Here is a 19061-nt window from a genome sequence, read left to right on the forward strand (position 1 = left end):
GGAGCCCGCATGTTTGAACGCATCATCCGTTTTTCCATCGAGCAGCGCTGGCTGGTCATCCTGGCGGTGTTCGCCATGGCTGCGCTGGGCGTATTCAGCTACCAGCGCCTGTCCATCGATGCCGTGCCCGACATCACCAATGTGCAGGTACAGATCAACACCCAGGCGCCGGGCTACTCGCCGCTGGAGACCGAGCAGCGCATCACCTACCCCATCGAGACCGTGATGGCCGGCCTGCCGCACCTGGAGCAGACCCGTTCGCTGTCACGCTACGGGCTGTCGCAGGTGACGGTGATCTTCAAGGACGGCACCGACATCTACTTTGCCCGCCAGTTGGTCAATGAGCGTATCCAGGAAGCGCGTGAGAAGCTGCCGCCCGGTATTGCACCGAGCATCGGCCCCATCTCCACGGGCCTGGGCGAAATCTACCTGTGGACGGTGGAGGCGGAAGATAGCGCCAAAAAGCCTGATGGCACGCCCTACACCCCCATGGACCTGCGCGAGATCCAGGACTGGGTCATCAAACCCCAGCTGCGCAACGTGCCCGGCGTGACCGAGATCAACTCCATCGGCGGCTTTGCCAAGGAATACCTGGTGGCGCCCCGGCCGGACAAGCTCGCGTCCTATGGCATCTCGATGGACAAGCTGGTTGCAGCACTGCAGAGCAACAACACCAATGTGGGGGCGGGCTATATCGAGCGCGAAGGCGAGCAATACCTGATCCGCGCGCCCGGCCAGGTCAAGGGCATTGCGGACATCCAGGAAGTGATTGTGGGCAGCACCCAAGGCCAGCCGGTGCGCGTGCGCGACCTGGCTGAGGTGAGCCTGGGCCGCGAGCTGCGCACGGGTGCAGCCACCGACAACGGCCGCGAGGTGGTGCTGGGCACCGTGTTCATGCTGATCGGCGAGAACAGCCGCATCGTCTCCAAGGCAGTGGATGCGCGCATGGAGTCGATCCGCAAGACCTTGCCCCAGGGCGTGAAGATCGTGACCGTCTACGACCGCACGACCTTGGTGGAAAAAGCCATTGCGACAGTGAAGAAAAACCTGGTCGAAGGCGCGGCGCTGGTGGTGGTGGTGCTGTTTCTGTTCCTCGGCAATATCCGCGCTGCGCTGATCACGGCGCTGATCATTCCGCTGTCGATGCTGTTCACCTTCAGCGGCATGGTCAAGTGGGGCATCAGCGCCAACCTGATGAGCCTGGGCGCGCTGGACTTTGGCATCATCATCGACGGGGCGGTGGTGATTGTGGAGAACTGCGTGCGGCGCCTGGCGCATGCGCAGGAGCGCAAGGGCAGCCCGCTGTCGCGCAGCGAGCGCTTCCATGAGGTGTTTGCCGCCGCCAAGGAATCGCGCCGTCCGCTGCTGTTTGGCCAGCTGATCATCATGGTGGTCTACCTGCCGATCTTTGCGCTGACGGGGGTGGAGGGCAAGATGTTCCACCCGATGGCGCTGACCGTGGTGCTGGCCTTGGTGGGCGCGATGGTTCTGTCCATCACCTTTATCCCGGCGGCCATTGCCTTGTTCATTGGCAGCAAGGTGGGCGAGAAGGAAAACCGCCTGATGACCTGGGCGCGCCAGGCCTATGAGCCCTTGCTGGCGCGGGTGATGCGCATGCCGGTGGTGGTGCTGACGGCGGCTGTCGTTTCGGTGGCCCTGAGCCTGCTGCTCGCATCACGCCTGGGCAGCGAGTTTGCGCCCAACCTGAACGAGGGCGACTTCGCGATCCAGGCGTTGCGTGTGCCGGGCACGAGTCTGACGCAATCGCTGGAGATGCAGATGCAGATCGAGCGCGCGCTCAAGGACCAGGTGCCCGAGATCGAGCGCGTGTTTGCCCGCACCGGAACGGCCGAGATTGCCTCGGACCCTATGCCGCCCAATATCTCGGATGGCTACATCATGCTCAAGCCGCGTGCGCAATGGCCGGATCCGCAGCGCAGTCGCGAGGAACTGCTCGCCCAGGTGCAGGAGGTGGTAGAGGCGATACCGGGCAGCAACTACGAGTTCTCGCAACCGATCCAACTGCGCTTTAACGAGCTGATCTCGGGCGTGCGCAGCGATGTGGCGGTCAAGGTGTTTGGCGACGATATGCAGGTGCTCGAACGCACCGCGCAGTCGATTGCCGCGATGCTGCAGAAGGTGCCCGGCGCCTCCGAAGTGAAGGTGGAGCAGACTACCGGCCTGCCGATGCTGACGGTGCAGGTGGACCGGGAAAAGGCATCGCGCTATGGCCTGAACATGGGCGATGTGCAGCAGACCATTGCTACGGCCGTGGGCGGACAGGAGGCAGGCACGGTGTTTGAAGGCGACCGGCGCTTTGACATACAGGTGCGCTTGCCTGAGGCGGTGCGCAGCGACCTGGCCGCGCTGGAGCGCCTGCCCATTGCGCTGCCGCAGCAGGAGGGCAGCCGCCTGGGCTTTGTGCCCTTGTCAGCGGTGGCCAGCTTTGCGCTGTCGCCCGGGCCCAACCAGGTCAGCCGTGAGGATGGCAAGCGCCGCATTGTGGTGAGCGCCAATGTGCGGGGCCGCGATATCGGCTCCTTTGTCGAGCAGGCGCAGCAGGACCTGGGCGCGATGGCCCTGCCCAGCGGCTACTGGACGCGCTGGGGCGGCACCTTCGAGAACTTGCAATCGGCCCAGCAGCGGCTGCAGATAGTCGTGCCCGTCGCGCTGCTGCTGGTGTTCACCCTGCTGTTTGCGATGTTCAACAACGTGCGCGATGGCCTGATCGTCTTTACCGGCATTCCGTTTGCGCTGACCGGCGGTATTCTGGCGCTGTGGCTGCGCGGTATTCCGCTGTCCATCTCGGCGGCGATTGGCTTCATCGCTCTGTCCGGCGTGGCCGTGCTGAACGGCTTGGTGATGATCTCGTCGATCCGCGCGCTGCGCGAGGGTGGGCTGGCTGTGCCCGATGCCGTGCACACCGGAGCGCTGTCGCGCCTGCGGCCCGTGCTGATGACGGCGCTGGTCGCATCGCTGGGCTTTGTGCCAATGGCCATTGCCACCGGCACCGGTGCCGAGGTGCAGCGCCCGCTGGCCACCGTGGTGATTGGCGGCATTCTGTCGTCGACGGTGCTCACCTTGCTGGTGCTGCCGCTGTTATACCGGCTGGTGCACCGGCGTGATCTCTCCGAGGACGAGCTGGAGGAGCGCAAGACCTCCGAGGGCGCTGTGCCGCACCCGGCCTAAGGGGGCCGGCAGGCACTGAACACAAAGCCATGGCCCGCTGCCATGGCTTTGTGGCTTCTGCCCCAGGCGCGCAGCGCGCATTGCAGCAATGTCATCTTGCTGTGGGGCTTTGGTCAGCGTGTTTTTTCAACAATGGAGCCATCTCGAATGCACCTGCAGCGAGAGTATTTCCACTCCTATGAAAGGCATTGCAACCATGCAAAAGACACGCACCTCCACCTTGTTGTCCCTGGCGTTCGCAGCCCTGTCGCTGGGCATGCTGGGCAACGCATCGGCCAGCGCCACCTTGCACTCGGCACCGACGGAAAAGGGCTACGAGCTCTACCCCGAACATGCCCAGCCGGGCAAGAGCCGCGCCCAGGTGCAGGCGGAGACCATCGAGGCGCTGCAAAAGCGCGGGCCGAACGCCTTGCGCAGCAGCAACTACCCGCCCGCGCCTGTTGCTTCCGGTCCAGGCAAGACGCGCCAGCAGGTGATCGATGCCTACACCAGCGAGACGCCGGCGCAGAGAAAGGCGCGCTTGCAAATGTTCCGTGGCTAAACGCGGCGTGGCTCTAGAAGGTGGCGCAGTGCGCCACCTTTTTTGCGCCGTTTGACTTTCCAACCACTCGGCGCCTTATGCCTAGCGCACATGCAGATGCTGTTTGACGGCCGGCGCCACAGGCGTCTCGGCCAGGCCCGCCAGAATGCCGCAGTGCTCCACATCCTGGGTGCCCCGGCAGCGGTCACGCAACGCGATCAGCTGGGCCTCCAGCCCGCGCAGCTCCTGGATGCGCAGGGCGACATGGCCGATATGCGCTTCAAGCAGCTTGTCCACCGTTTCGGCGCAGTCCTGGGCGGGTTCGTCCTTGTAACGCAGCAGCTCGCGCACTTCGTCCAGCGACATCTGCAGCCCTCGGCAGTTGCGGATGAACTGCAGGCGCTCCAGGTGTTGCTCTTCATAGATGCGGTAGTTGCTGGCGGTGCGCGTGGGCTGCGGCAGCAGGCCTTCGCGCTCGTAGTAGCGGATGGTTTCCACGGGCGTCGCCGAGGCCGTGGCCAGTTCACCGATTTTCATGTCATTGCCCCCATGTCCATACGGAGTCTAGCGATTTAGGCTTGACATTGTAGTTACTACAGGGTTTTTAATCGAAGCAACAGGGAGCACGCTTTATGACCCAAACGAATTCCAACCCAGTCACCGCCCATTCCGACACCGCGCAGCGCCATTCCCATGGCCATGCAGCGGCATCCTGCTGCGCCGGCAAAGACCACCAGTCCGCTGCCGTGGCCGCCAAGGGGCACGGCCAAACGCACGACCATACGCACGACCACGGCCATAGCCACGACAAGGGTCACGATCACAGCCATGGCCACGACCATGCGCATTCACATTCCCATGCCCCAGCCGCAACGGCTGCCGCGCATGCGCATAACGATTGCTGCAGCCCCGACCTGGGCGCTGCCGCCCAGGCCAGCTCGGCCTTGAAGGCCGATGACGGCGCCTTGCTGCTGCGCATTCCTGCGATGGACTGCCCGGTGGAGGAGGGGCAGATTCGCCAGATTCTGGAAGGGGCTGCAGGGGTCAAGCTGCTGCAGTTTGACCTGCCTGCCCGCACCTTGCGGGTCGAAGCCGACCCACAGCAATGGACGGCCGTGACGGAAAAAATCCAGGCTGCAGGCTTTCGCACCGAGACGCTGTCCGCCCCGCCGGCTGCGGCCGATGTGCAAAAGGCGCAACGCCGGGAGCTCTACCGTCTGGTTGCGGCCTTGGTGGTGGCGGCCACCGCCGAGCTGCTGCACCTGCTGACACCCGAGACCTCGGTCTGGCGCATGGTCGGGATGGCGGTCGCCGCACTGGCCATTGCGCTGTCCGGCCTGGGCGTGTTCAAGAAAGGCCTGTCGGCCTTGCTGCGCGGCCAGCTGGGTATCAATGCGCTGATGAGCGTCGCGGTGATCGGCGCCTTTGTCATTGGCCAGTGGCCCGAGGCGGCCATGGTGATGGCGCTGTACTCGCTGGCCGAGCTGATTGAGGCGCGCTCGGTGGACCGCGCGCGCAATGCGATTGCCCAGTTGCTGGCGCTGTCACCGCCGCAGATCGAAGCCAGGCAGGCCGATGGCAGCTGGCAGATCCAGGATGCCAAGACGGTAGCGGTCGGCACGCTGGCACGGGTCAAGCCCGGCGAGCGCTTTGCTTTGGATGGTGTGGTGACCAGCGGCCAAAGCGCAGTGGACCAGTCCTCCGTGACCGGCGAGAGCATTCCGGTGGACAAGGCGCCGGGCGACCCGGTGTTTGCCGGCACCATCAACCAAAGCGGCTCGCTGGAGTTCGAGGTCAGCAAGCTGTCGACCGACACCGTGCTGGCCCGCATCATCCATGCGGTGGAGCAGGCCCAGGGCCAGCGCGCGCCCACGCAGCGTTTTGTCGACCGCTTTGCCCGCATCTACACCCCCGCTGTGTTTGTGCTGGCCGTGGCAGTCGCCGTGCTGCCGCCGCTGATGCTGGACTGGCCCTGGTTGACGGCGATCTACAAGGCCTTGGTGCTGCTGGTCATTGCCTGCCCTTGCGCGCTGGTGATCTCCACGCCAGTGACCGTTGTCAGCGGCCTGTCGGCCGCCGCCCGCCGGGGCATTCTGGTCAAGGGCGGCGCCTACCTGGAAGAGGCGCGCAAGCTGCGCGTCGTCGCCCTGGACAAAACCGGCACCATCACCGCTGGCACCCCCCAGCTGGTGCAGACCCGCATGCTGTCGACCAGTACCGATGCCGTGCAGATCGAGCGCATCGCCAAGAGCCTGGCCGCGCGCTCGGACCATCCGGTATCGAAGGCGGTGGCCGCCGGTATCGATGGTGAGGTGCTGGAGGTGGGCAACTTTGCCGCCGAGCTGGGCCGTGGCGTCAAGGGCGATATCGGCGGCCACAGCTATGTGCTGGGCAACCACCGCTGGATCCATGAGCGCGGCCAGTGCTCTGCCGAGGTGGAGGCGCTGATGCTGGCGATGGAGGAGCAGGGGCAGACCGTCTCGGTGCTGGCCAGTGAACAAGGCGTGCTGGGGCTGTTTGCGGTGGCCGACACCACCAAGGAATCGAGCAAGCAGGCGATTGCTGAATTGAAGGCCCTGGGCATCCGCACCGTGATGCTGACGGGAGACAACGAAGCCACCGCCCGCGCCATTGCCGCGCAGGTGGGCATCGACGAGGTCAAGGCCAACCTGCTGCCCGAGGACAAGCTCCAGGTCATCAACGGCCTCGTGGCCCAGCAGCCCACCGGCATGGTGGGCGACGGCGTCAACGACTCGCCCAGCCTGGCCGCCGCCTCCATCGGCTTCTCGATGGGCGGCGCCGGCACCGACATCGCCAAGGAGGCCGCCGACATCCTCATCATGAACGACGACCTGCGCCGCGTGCCGGAAACCGTGCAACTCTCCAAACGCACCTACGCCATCCTGTGGCAGAACATCATCTTCGCGCTGGGCATCAAAGTGGTGTTCTTCGCGCTGGCCGTGTTTGGCAATGCCTCCATGTGGATGGCGGTGTTTGCCGATATGGGGGCGAGTCTGCTGGTGGTGTTCAATGGGCTGCGGTTGCTGCGTGGTGGGAAATAGGGCACTTCTGGGCAGCTGGCTAGCTGGCAAGCTTGCCTGCCAGGGTCGGCATATCCAGAGTTTCAGCCGCATCACAACATATTCTCTGGGTCTGCAGACCCTGGTTTTACCCTGCACAATGCCCGTTTCTTTCAAGCCTTCAACAATTCAGGCGTCGTGATTTATGGCCTATCGATTTACCGGCTTTCTAGTACCTTTGTTGAGCACATTTGAGAAGTCAGCGGAGCTGCCAGCCGATGCCATAGTTCGGGCCATTCATGTACCGTTCTCAGGCACTGGAATAGCTTTGCCATCTTTGGGTGGAAAACATCCATCCGCGCAAGAGCTGTTGGCACTTGCCGAGCAGTTGGGAATCGCTGTTGCAGATTCATGGCTGTACATCGACTATGTAACCTGGGGAGGTATTGACGCGGTGTACGCCTTCGGCTCATTCCAAGGCCAACCATTTGGTCCTATTGACGACTCCAATCTTGAGACCGTTGAAATGACCTATGTTGAGGTTATGTCTTGTATCGGCATTAGCAAGGCTGACGCGCTCGACTTTCAGCCCTTTAACCGTGGCTTTTGGGGTGACTGACTCCCAAGCCTGCGACATTGATTGGATGCAGACTCTTGAACCACATGAAACAAAGAGATGTTCGTCAGCAAAACGATGTGTCTGTAGACATGATTCGCAGAAGCGCGCGTTACTGGAGAGAGCATCCTTGGCCACAAGCGCTCAAGGACTGCGCCTTAGCCCGAGGCATTGATTGGAGCACCGCCATCGTTCTGAAACTGGGCATTGATGAGCCAGGAATGCCAGGCCTCTTCGGCATGTTGCTCACCGTTGAAGCACGGTTCATTGCTTTCGAGATTGAAACGAATGAGCACCACACTTCGGTGGAAACAATGCTGAAGTGGGAAGACGTCACATCTGCACAAAACATCAGCATCAGAAACCCCGGCTTTGGTGCAGGCTACGGGGCGCTGGCGATCCAGGTTCTTCGTGAGATGGCCGCCGCTTCCTGAGCATCGATTCCCAAGAATGGGACTGCGGTTCTCTCGGGGCGAGGCTCCAATCAGTCAGGATGCAAGATTGATAGACTTGGCAGCCATGTGCCTTCCTACCCTAGAAGAAATCAACATCCATGATTCGCTGGATGAGCGTTTCGCCGCCCAGATGTTCTTGGGGAAGAGCATCGCCGAGGTTTCAGCGATGTTCCGGACGCATTCCATCCAATGCGCTGAAGCGCTAGCCGATATGGGCCCCAAGGCACGTGTTTTCTATTTGCCGGCCTATTTGCAGTATCTGGCTTCGGAGGACTCCCGAGGTGATACCGATGCGGCCTCGGGCTTGACCCGCATCGCACATGAAATCATGGAAACAGGTTGGGATAGCAGGGAAATTCGAGATCAGCTTCTGGCTGCGCTTGAGCGTATTCATTCCGAGTTTGCTAGATATGCCCCGGACCGGAAGACTCAGCGAATCTATCACCAGGTACCTGATGAGGTTCGGCGAGCCATTCGTATGCTGCGTTTGCGCGGGAATAGTCAGCTACACAGTTCGTAGATTGTCGCTTGAAGTGACCAATTGGCAAGCTCCACCAAGGTATTTCTGCTTGCGGCGCAGAGGCCCCACTGAGCTATTACGATGTTCCGAGCGGTCAACGCTCCACACGCTGCACGCGTTCTTCCGAATCGCCAAGTGAAAAATGGGTAGTCATTGAGGCGCTGATCGCCATGAGCGGATGGCGCCCCCCCCTGTTAATAGGTGCCCATATAGTCGCGCTTGCCAACCTCCACACCGTTGTGGCGCAGGATGGCATAGGCGGTGGTCACATGGAAGAAGAACTGCGGCAGACCATAGTGCAGCAGATAGGCACTGGCGGTCAGCTTCTTTTCCTTGGGCGTGCCGGGGCGCAATACGATGTCGCGGCTTTCGCTCAGATCAAACTGCGCGGCTGGGAAGGATTCGAGATGGGCCAGCGCCTTGGCGATCAAGGCTTGCAGGTCAGCGAAGCTGGTCTCTGTGTCGGGCCAGGATGGCACTTCGGCACCCGCCAGGCGCGAAGCAATGCCCTTGGAGAAGTCCGAGGCGATCTGCACCTGACGGACGAGCGGAAACATGTCGGGAAACAGCCGTGCCTGCAGCAGCGCGTTGGGATCGATGTTGCGTTGCGCCGCATGGTCTTCGGCCTTCTTGAGCACCTCTGACAGGGCATGCAACATCTGCTGCATGACGGGAATGGAGGCGGTGTACAGCGGGCTGGTCATAGAGGGTTCACTTTTTTGAAATGGCAAGATGGCCGTGGTGGGGCTGGCAGAGATTCTGCCTGGCATGGGAGGCTACCAGCAAACGAATCCAACAGCGCGCATGGTGCCGTTATCGGCTGGCTGGACGCCAGTTGCATCCATGAACATAGGCCGACGACAATCTATGACCAGGTGGGGGACACCGCCATGAACCGGGCCCAGATGGTCCTATCGATGCCGCCGATCTGATGCAGCCCATGCTGCGCAACCCCTGTCCTGCTGCTGAAGGAAAACCGATGAAAAAATTCTTGCCGCTCTGCGCCCTGGTGTTGCCATTCGCTCTCACCGGCCAGGCCATCGCCGGTGCCAATACTGCGCAACTGAATTGCACTGGCAGCCGTGCCGGGCAGGCGGTAAGCCTGGTGGGCGCTATTCCCGCCTCCATCGTGGATATCGATCTGCAGCTTTCCTACGGTGCGCAAACCCTGGGCTTGGCGTCGCCGCAGGCAGAGGCCACTGAGCGCACGGATTTTCGCCGTGGCATCTTCAAGTTGGATGTGGCCCTGTCGGGGGCCAACCGGCTGCAGCTTCAGGCCCAACCCAAGAGCATCAAGTACAAGGGCAGCATGGGGGGCGGCAAACTCAAGGCCAGCTTTGTGGCCACAATCCAAGAGGCTCCGGAGCCCTTTCAAGCCGCGCTGAAAGCGGCTGAGCTTCGGTGTAGCTATGCCTATGAAATTTGAGCAAACGACCCGGTGGGTGGCTGCTTGACATGGCTGAAGTGCCGATCAGCCCCCATACCGCTTCAACACCAACGAAGCATTCACCCCCCCAAACCCAAACCCGTTGAGCATCGCATGCTCGATCGCATGCGCCCGCGCACTGCCGCGAATCAGATCCAGACCGTCGGCTAAAGGGTCCGGGTTGTCCAGATTGAGCACAGGCGGCGCCATCTGGTCGCGCAAAGCCAAGACGGTAAAGATCGCAGCAGCCCCGCCGGCGGCGCCCAGCATATGCCCCAGGGCTGACTTGGTGGCGGTGATGGAGGGGCCCGTGCCGGCGCCAAACACCTGGCGGATGGCAGCGAGCTCGCCGCGATCGCCGACCGGGGTAGAGGTGGCATGGGCATTGAGGTGCTGGATATCGCCGGGCTGGAGTTGCGCCTGGCGCAAGGCGGCGCGCATGGAGCGGGCGGCGCCCGATCCGTCCTCGGGGCCGGAGGTGACATGGTAGGCATCGGCCGAGGTGCCATAACCGACGACCTCGGCCAGCGGTTTGGCGCCACGCGCCAATGCGTGGTCCAAGGCCTCCAGCATCAGAAGGCCTGCGCCTTCGGCCATCACAAAGCCCTCGCGCGCCATGTCAAAAGGCCGGGACACCTGGCCGGGATGGTCCTCGCCGCCGGTGGCGACGGCCTTGGCTGCTGCAAAGCTGCCCAGCGCCACGCGGTCAATCGTGGCTTCGCTGCCACCGCACAGCGCCATGTCGGCCTCATTGTTGCGGATCAAGCGTGCCGCATCGCCAATCGCCTGGATGCTGGCGGCGCAGGCGGTGACCGGCGCGCCCAGCGGGCCCTTGAGCTGGTGGCGGATGGAGACCTGCCCGGCGGCCAGGTTGGCCAGAAAGGCCGGTACGGTAAAGGGCGAGAGGCGCTGCGGCCCCTTGCCATCGGTGGTGCGTACCGCGTCGGTAATGGTGCTAAAGCCGCCCACGCCGGAGCCGATGATGGTGGCTGCACGCTCTTGCTGCTCGGCGCTGGCTTGGGTCCACTGCGCATGCGCCAGCGCCTGGTCTGCGGCGCCCAGCGCAAAGGCGATAAAGCGGTCCATGCGGCGCAGCTCTTTGGCGGCAATGATGGCCTCGGCGCTCCAGCCGGCTTGTGGGTCTTCTTGCAAGCTGGGGACGCGGCCAGCGACCGTGACGCCGGTGCCTTCACCGACCTCGGCGGCCAGCGCACGGACGCCCGACTGGCCCGCCAGCAAGCGCTGCCAGGCCAGCTCTACATGGCAACCCAGCGGTGACACCAGGCCCAGCCCGGTGATGACGACACGACGATCCATATGGCAGCTTTCGCGGATGGGCGCCATTGCGGTACAACGAGCGCCCAGCTTTATTGATGATGGGCGTCATCATAAATGAGTTTTGATGATGGGTATCATCTAACGAATGAAAGTCAGCAAAGCACAAGCCGCCGAAAACCGCGAAGGCATCGTGGATGCCGCTGCGCGCCTCTACCGTGAAAAGGGCCTGGAGGGCGTGGGCGTGGCCGAGATCACGCGTGATGCGGGCCTGACGCATGGCGGGCTCTACCGCCACTTTGCGTCCAAGGATGCCCTCGCCAGAGAGGCCTGCCTGCGCGCCTTTGACTGGACCATCACGCCGCTCGAAGGCCTGGATGCCGCTGCTGCCGATGATGCGCCGCCCGCCCGGCTGCGCGCCTTGGTGCATGGCTATCTGTCGGCCAACCACCGCGACCATCCGGGCGAAGGCTGTCCCGCCGCCGCCTTGGCCACCGATGCGGCCCGCGCCGGGCCGGAGATGTCCGAGGTATTTGCGCTGGGGGTGGAGCGCAATATCCAGCGCTTTATGGAAGTCGTGCCGGGCGATGGGCCTGCCAAGCGCGCCCAGACCATCGGGGCGCTCAGCAGCATGGTGGGGGCTCTGGTGCTGGCCCGCGCTACGGCGGCGGGCAATCCGGGGCTGTCGGAGGAGATTTTGGCTACATTGCGGGAGAAGTTGGCGCCGGCAGGCGACGAATGATAGTTTTCAAGATGGCGCTGTAAACCGCCTGCAGCAGTAGGCGAATGACGAGCTCCACGGCATCTTCGACCTAGGACCGCAACGGGAATCAATCCACCCTTTCCATCCTTCAATCGGTCATTGGGCGTCAAGGACGTAAAGGGTGGCATGAGGTTTCAACACGCCTGAGGAAAAGGGCAGCGTGGGTACGTTCCCCGGGATGCCTGGAATGCTCTGCTCACTCCGGCGCCCCAAACGCCCCTTCGCGCGACAGCCCATAGCCGGCGATGAAGAACTGGTAGCGCAGCCCCGTAGCCACATCCGTCGCAGTCTCGATGCCGATGGTCTCCAGTGCGCCCTCCAGGATCTGCGCCTGCTTCAAAGGCTTGGCATCGATCTGCTGGGCGACGATATAGCTTCCATCCGCTGCCCGAAAAACCACATCGCCCTTGGGCGTCACTGCCTCAATCACATTTTGCATAGCTGGCTCCAAATCCATCGTGGCCGGGCCCCTTGGCCCGCTGCCTTAGGGGGCACTGTACGCATGCGGCAGCCGCTGCGGTAGAGGGCGCCGGCTTGCAGAACTCGTAATCCAGATTTACGAATGGGTTTGGGGATACATTCACATTCATGACGAATCTGCGCGCTATCGATATCTTTGTCAAAGCCCTGGAAGGGGGCTCCATCGCCTCGGCTGCACGCCAGCTGGGTATTTCTCCGGCTGCGGCCAGCCAGAACATTGCGCGCTTGGAGCGCGAGCTGGGCACGCGCTTGCTCACGCGCACCACGCGCTCGATGGCGTTGACCGAAGCGGGCGAGCGCTACCTGGCCCGGGTGGCGCCGGTGCTGGATGCACTGGCGCGGGCGCAGGCCGATGTGTCGCTGGTGCATGGGGTTGTGCAGGGGCGGCTGCGGGTGGCCTGCATGGCTGCCTTTGGCCGCCATGTGCTGGCACCCTTGCTGCCGGCTTTTCAGGCGCGCCACCCGCAGCTGGAGCTGGAATTGCTCGTAACCGACCGCGATGTCGATGTGCTCAAGGAGGATGTGGACGTCAGCATCCGCTACCGCGATGTGCTGGAGCCCGGCATGTCCGTGCGGCCACTCGCGGCCATGCCGCGCTTTTTGTACGCCTCGCCCGCGTATCTGGAAAAGCATGGCCGCCCGCAGGTGGCCGAGGATCTGCTGCAGCATGCCTGTTTGCTGTACCGCCGCGAGCGGGACGGGCGCTTTATGCGCTGGCCCTTTGTGCGCGATGGCCGGCGGGTCGACCCTGGTCTGCGTGTTGCCGCCATTGGCACCGATATCGATGCGCTGGTGGAGCTGGCGGTTGCTGGTGGCGGTATCGTCTGGGCCGGCAGCTTTATCACCCAGCGCCATGTGCAGGAAGGGCGGCTGGTGCCCTTGGTGCTGCAGCCCGCGCGCAAGGGCCGCAAAGCAGCACCGGGCCCGCTGTTACTGCAGGATGTGACCCTGGACTTTTTTGCCTGCTTCCGCGACCGGCAGTATGTGCCTGCCAAGGTGCGGAGCTTTGTGGACTATTTGCTGGAGGTGCTGCCGGGGCATCCGGCGTTGGCGCAGATTATGTCCAGCGAAGCGCCCTAACGATGCGCGCTACGCTGGGGCTTGCCTGTGTTATCCAGCACCGCCGTACGTCAAATGGATCAGCGGATAAGGTCGCCCCTGCCCATCCACCTCCGAACGCCCGGTGCGCCGAAAGCCCATCTTTTCGTAAAAGCCGACCGCCTGCGCATTCTGCTCGTTGACATCGGTGCTCATCTGCGCATGCAGTGACAGTCCATGGCGCACCAGTGCGGCGCCCAGGCCTTGGCCTCGGGCGGCGGGGTCGACAAACAGGGCTTTCATGTGGCCGTTGTCGATAAGCATGAAGGCGAGTGGGTGGTCCTGCGCATCAACGGCCAGCCAGAGCGGCGCCTGGGGCAGGAAGCTGCTGACCAGCGCATCAAGGGCCGCGCGGTCTTCTGGCAGCAGAAAGTGGTGGGTGGCGTCCACGGCCTGGCGCCAGATCTCGACGGCGCGTGGGCCATCTTTGGGGCGGGAGGGGCGAATGGTGGTCATCGCGGAATTATGCACAGGCCTGCTGTGCGGGGCAGCCAGGCGCGCATGGTGCGGGTGCGGAGGGGCTTCAGATAGCCCATGGCTGGCATCCGCATCCAATAACAATTAAGCTCCACCGTTATGGAGTTTTTAGCAGAACAGTGGAGCTGACGATGGCGCGCAACGGTACCCTTATTCAGCAGGTGATGGCCCATGTGCGTGCCGGCATGGCATCGCGCAGCTATTTACCTGGCACGCGGCTGCCATCGGTGCGGCAGCAGGCGGGGTTGCTGGGCATGTCGGTCTCGACGGTGGTGGAGGCCTATGAAAGGCTGGCCGCAGAGGGCCTGGTGGTGGCGCGGCCGGGAGCGGGTTTTTATATCAACGGGCCGGTGGCACCGCTGGCGCTGCTGAAGCTGGGGCCCAAGCTGGACCGGGTCGTCGATCCGCTCTGGGTGTCGCGCCAGTCGCTGGAGAGCGACCACGCCACGCTGCGCCCGGGCTGTGGCTGGCTGCCGCCAGAGTGGATGTTTGAAGAGGGCGTGCGGCGGGCGCTGCGTGCGCAGGCGCGGGGGCCGCTGGTGGAGCTGACCGAATATGCCGCGCCGCTAGGCAGCCCGGGGCTGCGCCAGTTGCTGGCCAGGCGCATGGCGGCCACTGGCATTGAGGTATCGCCCGAGCAGGTGATGCTGACCGAGTCGGGCACCCAGGCCATTGACCTGGTGTGCCGCTTCTTGCTCAAGCCCGGCGACACGGTGCTGGTCGATGACCCTTGCTATTTCAACTTCCATGCGCTGCTCAAGGCACACCAGGTGCAGGCCGTGGGCGTGCGCTACACGCCGCAGGGCCCCGATGTGCAGCAGTTTGAGAAGGCCCTGCAAGCGCACCAGCCCCGGCTCTACATCACCAATGCCGGCATCCACAACCCCACGGGTGCCGCGCTGTCGCCGCTGGTGGCGCACCGGCTGCTCAAGCTGGTGGAGGGCTCGGACCTGGTGATTGTGGAGGACGATATCTTTGCCGACTTCGAGAACCAGCATGCGCCCCGGCTGGCCGCGTTTGACGGGCTGGCGCGTGTGATCCAGATCGGCAGCTTTTCCAAGACCGTCTCGGCCTCCGTGCGCTGCGGCTACCTGGCGGCCCGCCCCGACTGGATCGAGGGCCTGGTCGACCTGAAGCTGGCCACCACCTTTGGCGCCGGGCGGCTGGCGCAGGACATCATCCTGAAAACCCTGACCGACAGCGGCTACCGCAAGCACATGGACCTGGTGCGCCAGCGCCTGGCCAAGAACATGGACAAAGTGGCCCAGCGGCTGCGCAAGCTGCGGGTGGAGCCCGCCTTGGTGCCGCAGGCCGGCATGTTTTTGTGGTGCCGCCTGCCGCAAGGCGCCGATGCGGCAGCGGTGGCGCGGGCTTGTCTGCAAGAAGGGGTGGTGCTGGCGCCCGGCAACTCATTCAGCCAGTCGCAGTCGGCGGGCGACTTTTTGCGCTTCAACGTGTCGCAGTGCGCCGATGAGCGGGTGTTTGCGGTGCTGGACCGGGCCTTGAGGCAAGCTACTGCCGGGACACAAGGCCGCTAACTGCAGGATCTGCGGCCCGCTTGGCTGCCCACTGTATGGTCTTTTATTGATAACAGTTTCTTTGAACTGTACTGCACTGTGTCTGGTGCAGAGGGCAGGCGGCATGCTGTACTGCGGGCTCGATCAAGGAGTCTGGCATGGAGAAAAGTACGGGCGGGTGGCTCAATGGCCTGGTGGGGGTGGCTATTTTTGCCGGTTCGCTGCCGGCCACGCGGGTGGCGGTGGCAGATTTGAACCCCAGTTTTCTGACCTGTGCCCGTGCTGTAGTGGCGGCGCTGCTGGGGGGTGCCTTTTTGCTGGCCCAGCGTGCGCGCCGGCCTGCCGCGGCCGATGTGCCGTCGCTCGCGGTGGCGGCCTTGGGCGTGGTGGTGGGTTTTCCGCTGCTGACGGCCTTGGCGCTGCAGCGCATGACTTCGGCCTATTCCATTGTCTTTATTGGCTTGCTGCCGCTGTCCACCGCCCTGTTTGCGGTGTTGCGCGGAGGTGAGCGGCCCCAGGGGCTGTTCTGGGTCTTCTCGTTGGCGGGGGCTGCCGTGGTGGCGGGCTATGCCGCCCTGGGCGGCGGGCAAGGCTCGCTGAGCGGCGATGTGCTGATGCTGGCCGCCGTGCTGGTCTGCGGCATGGGCTACGCCGAGGGCGCGCGCCTGTCGCGCAAGCTGGGCGGCTGGCAGGTCATCAGCTGGGCGTTGGTTTTGGCGCTGCCGCTGATGCTGCCGTTGGCGCTGTGGCTGGCCCCTGCGACCTTGGCGCATGTCAGCAACGCCACCTGGCTCAGCTTTGTCTATGTGGCGGTTTTTAGCCAGCTCATCGGTTTTGTGTTTTGGTACCGGGGGTTGGCACAAGGCGGCATTGCTGCCGTCGGCCAGCTGCAGTTGCTGCAGCCCTTTATGGGCTTGGCACTGGCTGCAGTGTTGCTGCATGAGCAGGTCAGCTGGTCGATGCTGGTCGTCACCCTGGTGGCCGTAGTCTGTGTGGCGGGCGCCAAAAAATATGCCTGATGCATGTTCTGCAGCGGGCGCAGCGCCGGCGGTTTATGGTGCTGTCCGCATTCGGCACCTAGCAGGCAGGTTCGGCATGTTCTGTGTGGCGCTGGCGAAGTTATCTGGCGCTGGGCGGTGCGGAAAACGGCTATTCTTTTGTCTTTCCAAAAATATGACACCGAGGTTTGCCATGAAGACCGTATTCCGCCACACCGCCATCGCCCTGGGTATTGCCCTGGCGGCAGCCAGCGCCCAGGCCCAGCTGCTGCAAAAGCCGGCGCTCGATGCGATTGCCGCCGAGGCCGTGAAGACGCCTGCGACCTTTGCGCATTTTTTGCAGAACGCCGCCAAGCAGGATGCCCGCCTGGCGCCTGCCGTGCAGCGCTACACGCAAGGCCAGGCGCTGCAAGGCGATGACCTGGCCAATGTGGCCCGCCTGCTGGGCCTCTATACCCGTCTGACGCAAGAGCACCAGGTGCTCAGCAGCATCGGCCAGATGGTGGCGCTGCCAACGGTGCGCGACCCCAAGGTGCCGCCGCATGAGAGCCCCGCCATCATCGACTTTGGCCGCATGGTGGAAAAGATGGCCCAGGACTTTGGCCTGCAGTACCGCAATGTGGACAACCGCATTTTTGAAGTGACCTTGCCGGGCACGAGCGCAGAAGAGTTCGGCATTCTGACCCATGCGGATGTGGTGCCGGTGGTGCCCGCCGAATGGGTGGTGGATGGCCAGCAGCTCGACCCCTTCAAGGTCACCCGCGTGGGCGACAAGCTCTACGGTCGCGGCACCATCGACGACAAGGGCTCGATCGCCACGGTGCTGTATGCGATGAAGGCCGTCAAGCAATCCAAGCTGCCGCTGCAGCGCAGCATTCGCCTGATGATCGAGACCACCGAAGAGACCGGTGGCGACGCGATGAAGTACTACCGCGACAAGACCAAGCTGCCCGACTACAACATCGTGCTCGACAGCAAGTACCCGGCCGTGGTGGCCGAAAAAGGCACGGGCGCCATCAAGGCCAGCTTTGCTGATATGAAGACCGACCCGCAGCAACCGGCGATCACCGCGATGGCGGGTGCCGCATCGGCCAACGCCATTGCCCAGACGGCCACTGCCACCATCGAGGCCGGCAATGCCGCTGCGCTGGCCGCCGTGGCCGAAAAACTGCAGGCCGCCAAGGATGGCTTTGTGGCCAGCAACCAGCAGTTTGGCCAATTCAGCGTGGACCTGGTGACCAGCGCCAACAAGATCGATATCAAGGTAACCGGCACCTCTGCCCACGGCTCGCGCCCTGAAGAAGGCGTGAACCCCGTGCCGCGCCTGGCCCTGCTGCTGCAATCGGCGCTGATGCCCGCCCAGGGCCAGCCGCTGGTGCAACAGAACCAGTACAGCGAAGCGGTGCGCTACATCAATGGCGTGTTTGGCATGGACTACTTTGGCAAGGGCCTGAACGTCGCCTACGCCGATGACTTCATGGGCCCGCTGACCATCTCGCCCAACCTGATCAAGCCCGGCAATGGCCAGCTGGAAGTGACCGCCAATGCCCGCATGCCGCGCGGCAAATCGCCCGAGCAGCTCAAGGCCGAGGTGGAAAAGGGCATAGCCAACTGGAGCGCTGCCGCCAAGGTGCCCGTCAAGATCGACTACAGCCAAGGCAACTGGATGGCCCGCGACCCCAAGGGCGCCTGGCTCTCGACCTTGCTGAACATCTTTGGCGACACCACGGGCCTCGATGCCAAGCCCGTGCCGACTGCCGGCAGCACCACCGCCAAGCTGATGCCCAATGCCATCAACTTTGGCCCCGCGATGCCGGGCAAGAAGTACACCGCGCACAACGCGCTGGAGTACAAGGAAGTGCCGGACCTGCAGGCCGATATGCAGATGTTTACCGAGATGCTGGTGCGCATCGGCAACCTGCAGCAGATGCAATAAGCACCAGGCTTTGGCCCCAAGCAAAAGGCCTGCTCCCAAGACGGGGGCAGGCCTTTTTTTACGGCGTGGCGATGTCTTGGTCAGCCCGCTTTTGCAGCCTGAAAGTTCTCCGCAAACGCCAGTGCATCCACACGCACCTGCGCCGCCGTCTTGCCGGGCTTGAACAGTGCCGAGCCAATGCCAAAGCCGGCTGCGCCCGCTTGCAGCCAGGGGGCCATGTTGTCGGGGGCAATGCCGCCCACGGGGTAGATGTTGCTGCCCTTGGGCAGCACGGCCAGCAGGGCCTTGATGACGGCGGGCGAGGCCAGCTCGGCGGGGAAGATCTTGAGGCCATGGGCGCCATGCTCCAGCGCCATGAAAGCTTCGGTGGGGGTGAAGACGCCGGGCAGGCTGATGAGGCCGAGCTTGACGGCCTCATCGATCACGGCCGGGTTGCAGTTGGGCGAGATGATCAGCTGGCCGCCGGCGGCATGCACATCGCGCACCTGCTGGGGCATCAGCACCGTGCCCGCGCCCACCAGCACATGCGGGTAGGCTTCGCGCATCGCGGCAATGCTCTCCAATGGCTCGGGCGAGTTCAGCGGTACTTCCCACAGGCCAAAACCGGCCGATTGCAAGGCAGCACCCACGGGCACGGCCTCGCTGGGGGTGAGGCCACGCAGGATGGCGATCAGCGGCAGCTTGGCCTGCAGGGCCTGGAATTGTTGGAGCAGGTTCATGGCGGTGTTCTGGATGGAGGGCGGTACGAAGAGGGCAGGGGGTGGCGCGGAT

Annotated in this window: 18 protein-coding genes; 12 read left to right on the forward strand and 6 right to left on the reverse strand. The window is 63.6% G+C overall.

Features of this window, described 5'->3' with window-relative positions; all coding sequences use genetic code 11:
* Positions 1-9: 9 nt before the first annotated feature.
* A complete protein-coding gene (locus F0Q04_RS05340; RefSeq protein WP_182344836.1) occupies positions 10-3189 on the forward strand; it encodes an efflux RND transporter permease subunit in 3180 nt (1059 codons plus the stop codon).
* A 196-nt stretch (positions 3190-3385) separates the two neighbouring features.
* Entirely contained in the window at positions 3386-3730 is a 345-nt protein-coding gene (locus F0Q04_RS05345) for a DUF4148 domain-containing protein (protein WP_165841252.1), read from the forward strand.
* Positions 3731-3811: 81 nt separating this feature from the next.
* On the opposite strand, the gene cadR is transcribed toward F0Q04_RS05345, so the two are convergent.
* A complete protein-coding gene (gene cadR, locus F0Q04_RS05350; RefSeq protein WP_116926706.1) occupies positions 3812-4246 on the reverse strand; it encodes a Cd(II)/Pb(II)-responsive transcriptional regulator in 435 nt (144 codons plus the stop codon).
* 95 nt (positions 4247-4341) lie between these two features.
* Here cadR and F0Q04_RS05355 point away from each other — a divergent pair, with 95 nt between their 5' ends.
* The 4 genes from F0Q04_RS05355 to F0Q04_RS05370 all read left to right on the forward strand — a co-directional run bounded on the left by F0Q04_RS05355 (position 4342) and on the right by F0Q04_RS05370 (position 8320).
* Positions 4342-6771, forward strand: a complete 2430-nt coding sequence (locus F0Q04_RS05355) for a heavy metal translocating P-type ATPase (RefSeq protein WP_182344837.1) — start codon at positions 4342-4344, stop codon at positions 6769-6771.
* A 163-nt stretch (positions 6772-6934) separates the two neighbouring features.
* Complete coding sequence (locus F0Q04_RS05360) at positions 6935-7348, forward strand: hypothetical protein (RefSeq protein ID WP_133248173.1); 414 nt, start codon at positions 6935-6937, stop codon at positions 7346-7348.
* A 44-nt stretch (positions 7349-7392) separates the two neighbouring features.
* Positions 7393-7779 carry a hypothetical protein gene (locus F0Q04_RS05365; protein ID WP_133248172.1) on the forward strand — a complete coding sequence of 129 codons (387 nt, stop codon included), beginning with the start codon at positions 7393-7395 and terminating at the stop codon, positions 7777-7779.
* A gap of 85 nt (positions 7780-7864) precedes the next feature.
* Entirely contained in the window at positions 7865-8320 is a 456-nt protein-coding gene (locus tag F0Q04_RS05370) for a hypothetical protein (protein ID WP_133248171.1), read from the forward strand.
* Positions 8321-8514: 194 nt separating this feature from the next.
* Here F0Q04_RS05370 and F0Q04_RS05375 read toward each other — a convergent pair whose 3' ends face one another.
* Positions 8515-9024, reverse strand: a complete 510-nt coding sequence (locus F0Q04_RS05375) for a DUF1993 domain-containing protein (protein ID WP_116926701.1) — start codon at positions 9022-9024, stop codon at positions 8515-8517.
* 236 nt (positions 9025-9260) lie between these two features.
* Here F0Q04_RS05375 and F0Q04_RS05380 point away from each other — a divergent pair, with 236 nt between their 5' ends.
* Entirely contained in the window at positions 9261-9746 is a 486-nt protein-coding gene (locus F0Q04_RS05380) for a hypothetical protein (protein ID WP_182344838.1), read from the forward strand.
* Between the two features lie 45 nt (positions 9747-9791).
* Here F0Q04_RS05380 and F0Q04_RS05385 read toward each other — a convergent pair whose 3' ends face one another.
* Positions 9792-11063 (reverse strand): beta-ketoacyl-[acyl-carrier-protein] synthase II, encoded by a 1272-nt coding sequence (locus tag F0Q04_RS05385; RefSeq protein WP_182344839.1) that lies wholly within the window; start codon positions 11061-11063, stop codon positions 9792-9794.
* 106 nt (positions 11064-11169) lie between these two features.
* On the opposite strand from F0Q04_RS05385, the gene F0Q04_RS05390 reads away from it, so the two are divergent.
* The gene (locus tag F0Q04_RS05390; protein ID WP_182344840.1) at positions 11170-11763 is read left to right on the forward strand and encodes a TetR/AcrR family transcriptional regulator; all 594 of its coding nucleotides are present in this window, start codon (positions 11170-11172) and stop codon (positions 11761-11763) included.
* Between the two features lie 217 nt (positions 11764-11980).
* Here the strand turns inward: F0Q04_RS05390 and F0Q04_RS05395 are convergent, their stop codons facing one another.
* A complete protein-coding gene (locus tag F0Q04_RS05395) occupies positions 11981-12223 on the reverse strand; it encodes a hypothetical protein (RefSeq protein WP_182344841.1) in 243 nt (80 codons plus the stop codon).
* A gap of 149 nt (positions 12224-12372) precedes the next feature.
* On the opposite strand from F0Q04_RS05395, the gene F0Q04_RS05400 reads away from it, so the two are divergent.
* Entirely contained in the window at positions 12373-13344 is a 972-nt protein-coding gene (locus F0Q04_RS05400) for a LysR family transcriptional regulator (protein ID WP_182344842.1), read from the forward strand.
* Positions 13345-13374: 30 nt separating this feature from the next.
* Here the strand turns inward: F0Q04_RS05400 and F0Q04_RS05405 are convergent, their stop codons facing one another.
* Entirely contained in the window at positions 13375-13818 is a 444-nt protein-coding gene (locus F0Q04_RS05405; protein WP_182344843.1) for an acetyltransferase, read from the reverse strand.
* Positions 13819-13970: 152 nt separating this feature from the next.
* Between F0Q04_RS05405 and F0Q04_RS05410 the strand changes: the two genes are divergently transcribed.
* The 3 genes from F0Q04_RS05410 to F0Q04_RS05420 all read left to right on the forward strand — a co-directional run bounded on the left by F0Q04_RS05410 (position 13971) and on the right by F0Q04_RS05420 (position 18290).
* Positions 13971-15377 carry a PLP-dependent aminotransferase family protein gene (locus tag F0Q04_RS05410; protein WP_182344844.1) on the forward strand — a complete coding sequence of 469 codons (1407 nt, stop codon included), beginning with the start codon at positions 13971-13973 and terminating at the stop codon, positions 15375-15377.
* A 137-nt stretch (positions 15378-15514) separates the two neighbouring features.
* Positions 15515-16375, forward strand: coding sequence for a DMT family transporter (locus F0Q04_RS05415; protein ID WP_182344845.1), 861 nt, complete (start codon positions 15515-15517; stop codon positions 16373-16375).
* A 172-nt stretch (positions 16376-16547) separates the two neighbouring features.
* On the forward strand, positions 16548-18290 hold the full coding sequence (locus F0Q04_RS05420; protein ID WP_182344846.1) for a dipeptidase: 1743 nt from the start codon (positions 16548-16550) through the stop codon (positions 18288-18290).
* An 80-nt stretch (positions 18291-18370) separates the two neighbouring features.
* Here F0Q04_RS05420 and F0Q04_RS05425 read toward each other — a convergent pair whose 3' ends face one another.
* Entirely contained in the window at positions 18371-19009 is a 639-nt protein-coding gene (locus tag F0Q04_RS05425) for a 2-dehydro-3-deoxy-6-phosphogalactonate aldolase (protein ID WP_182344847.1), read from the reverse strand.
* Positions 19010-19061: the final 52 nt, after the last annotated feature.

The sequence above is a fragment of the Comamonas koreensis genome, assembly GCF_014076495.1.
GTDB lineage: Bacteria > Pseudomonadota > Gammaproteobacteria > Burkholderiales > Burkholderiaceae_C > Comamonas > Comamonas squillarum.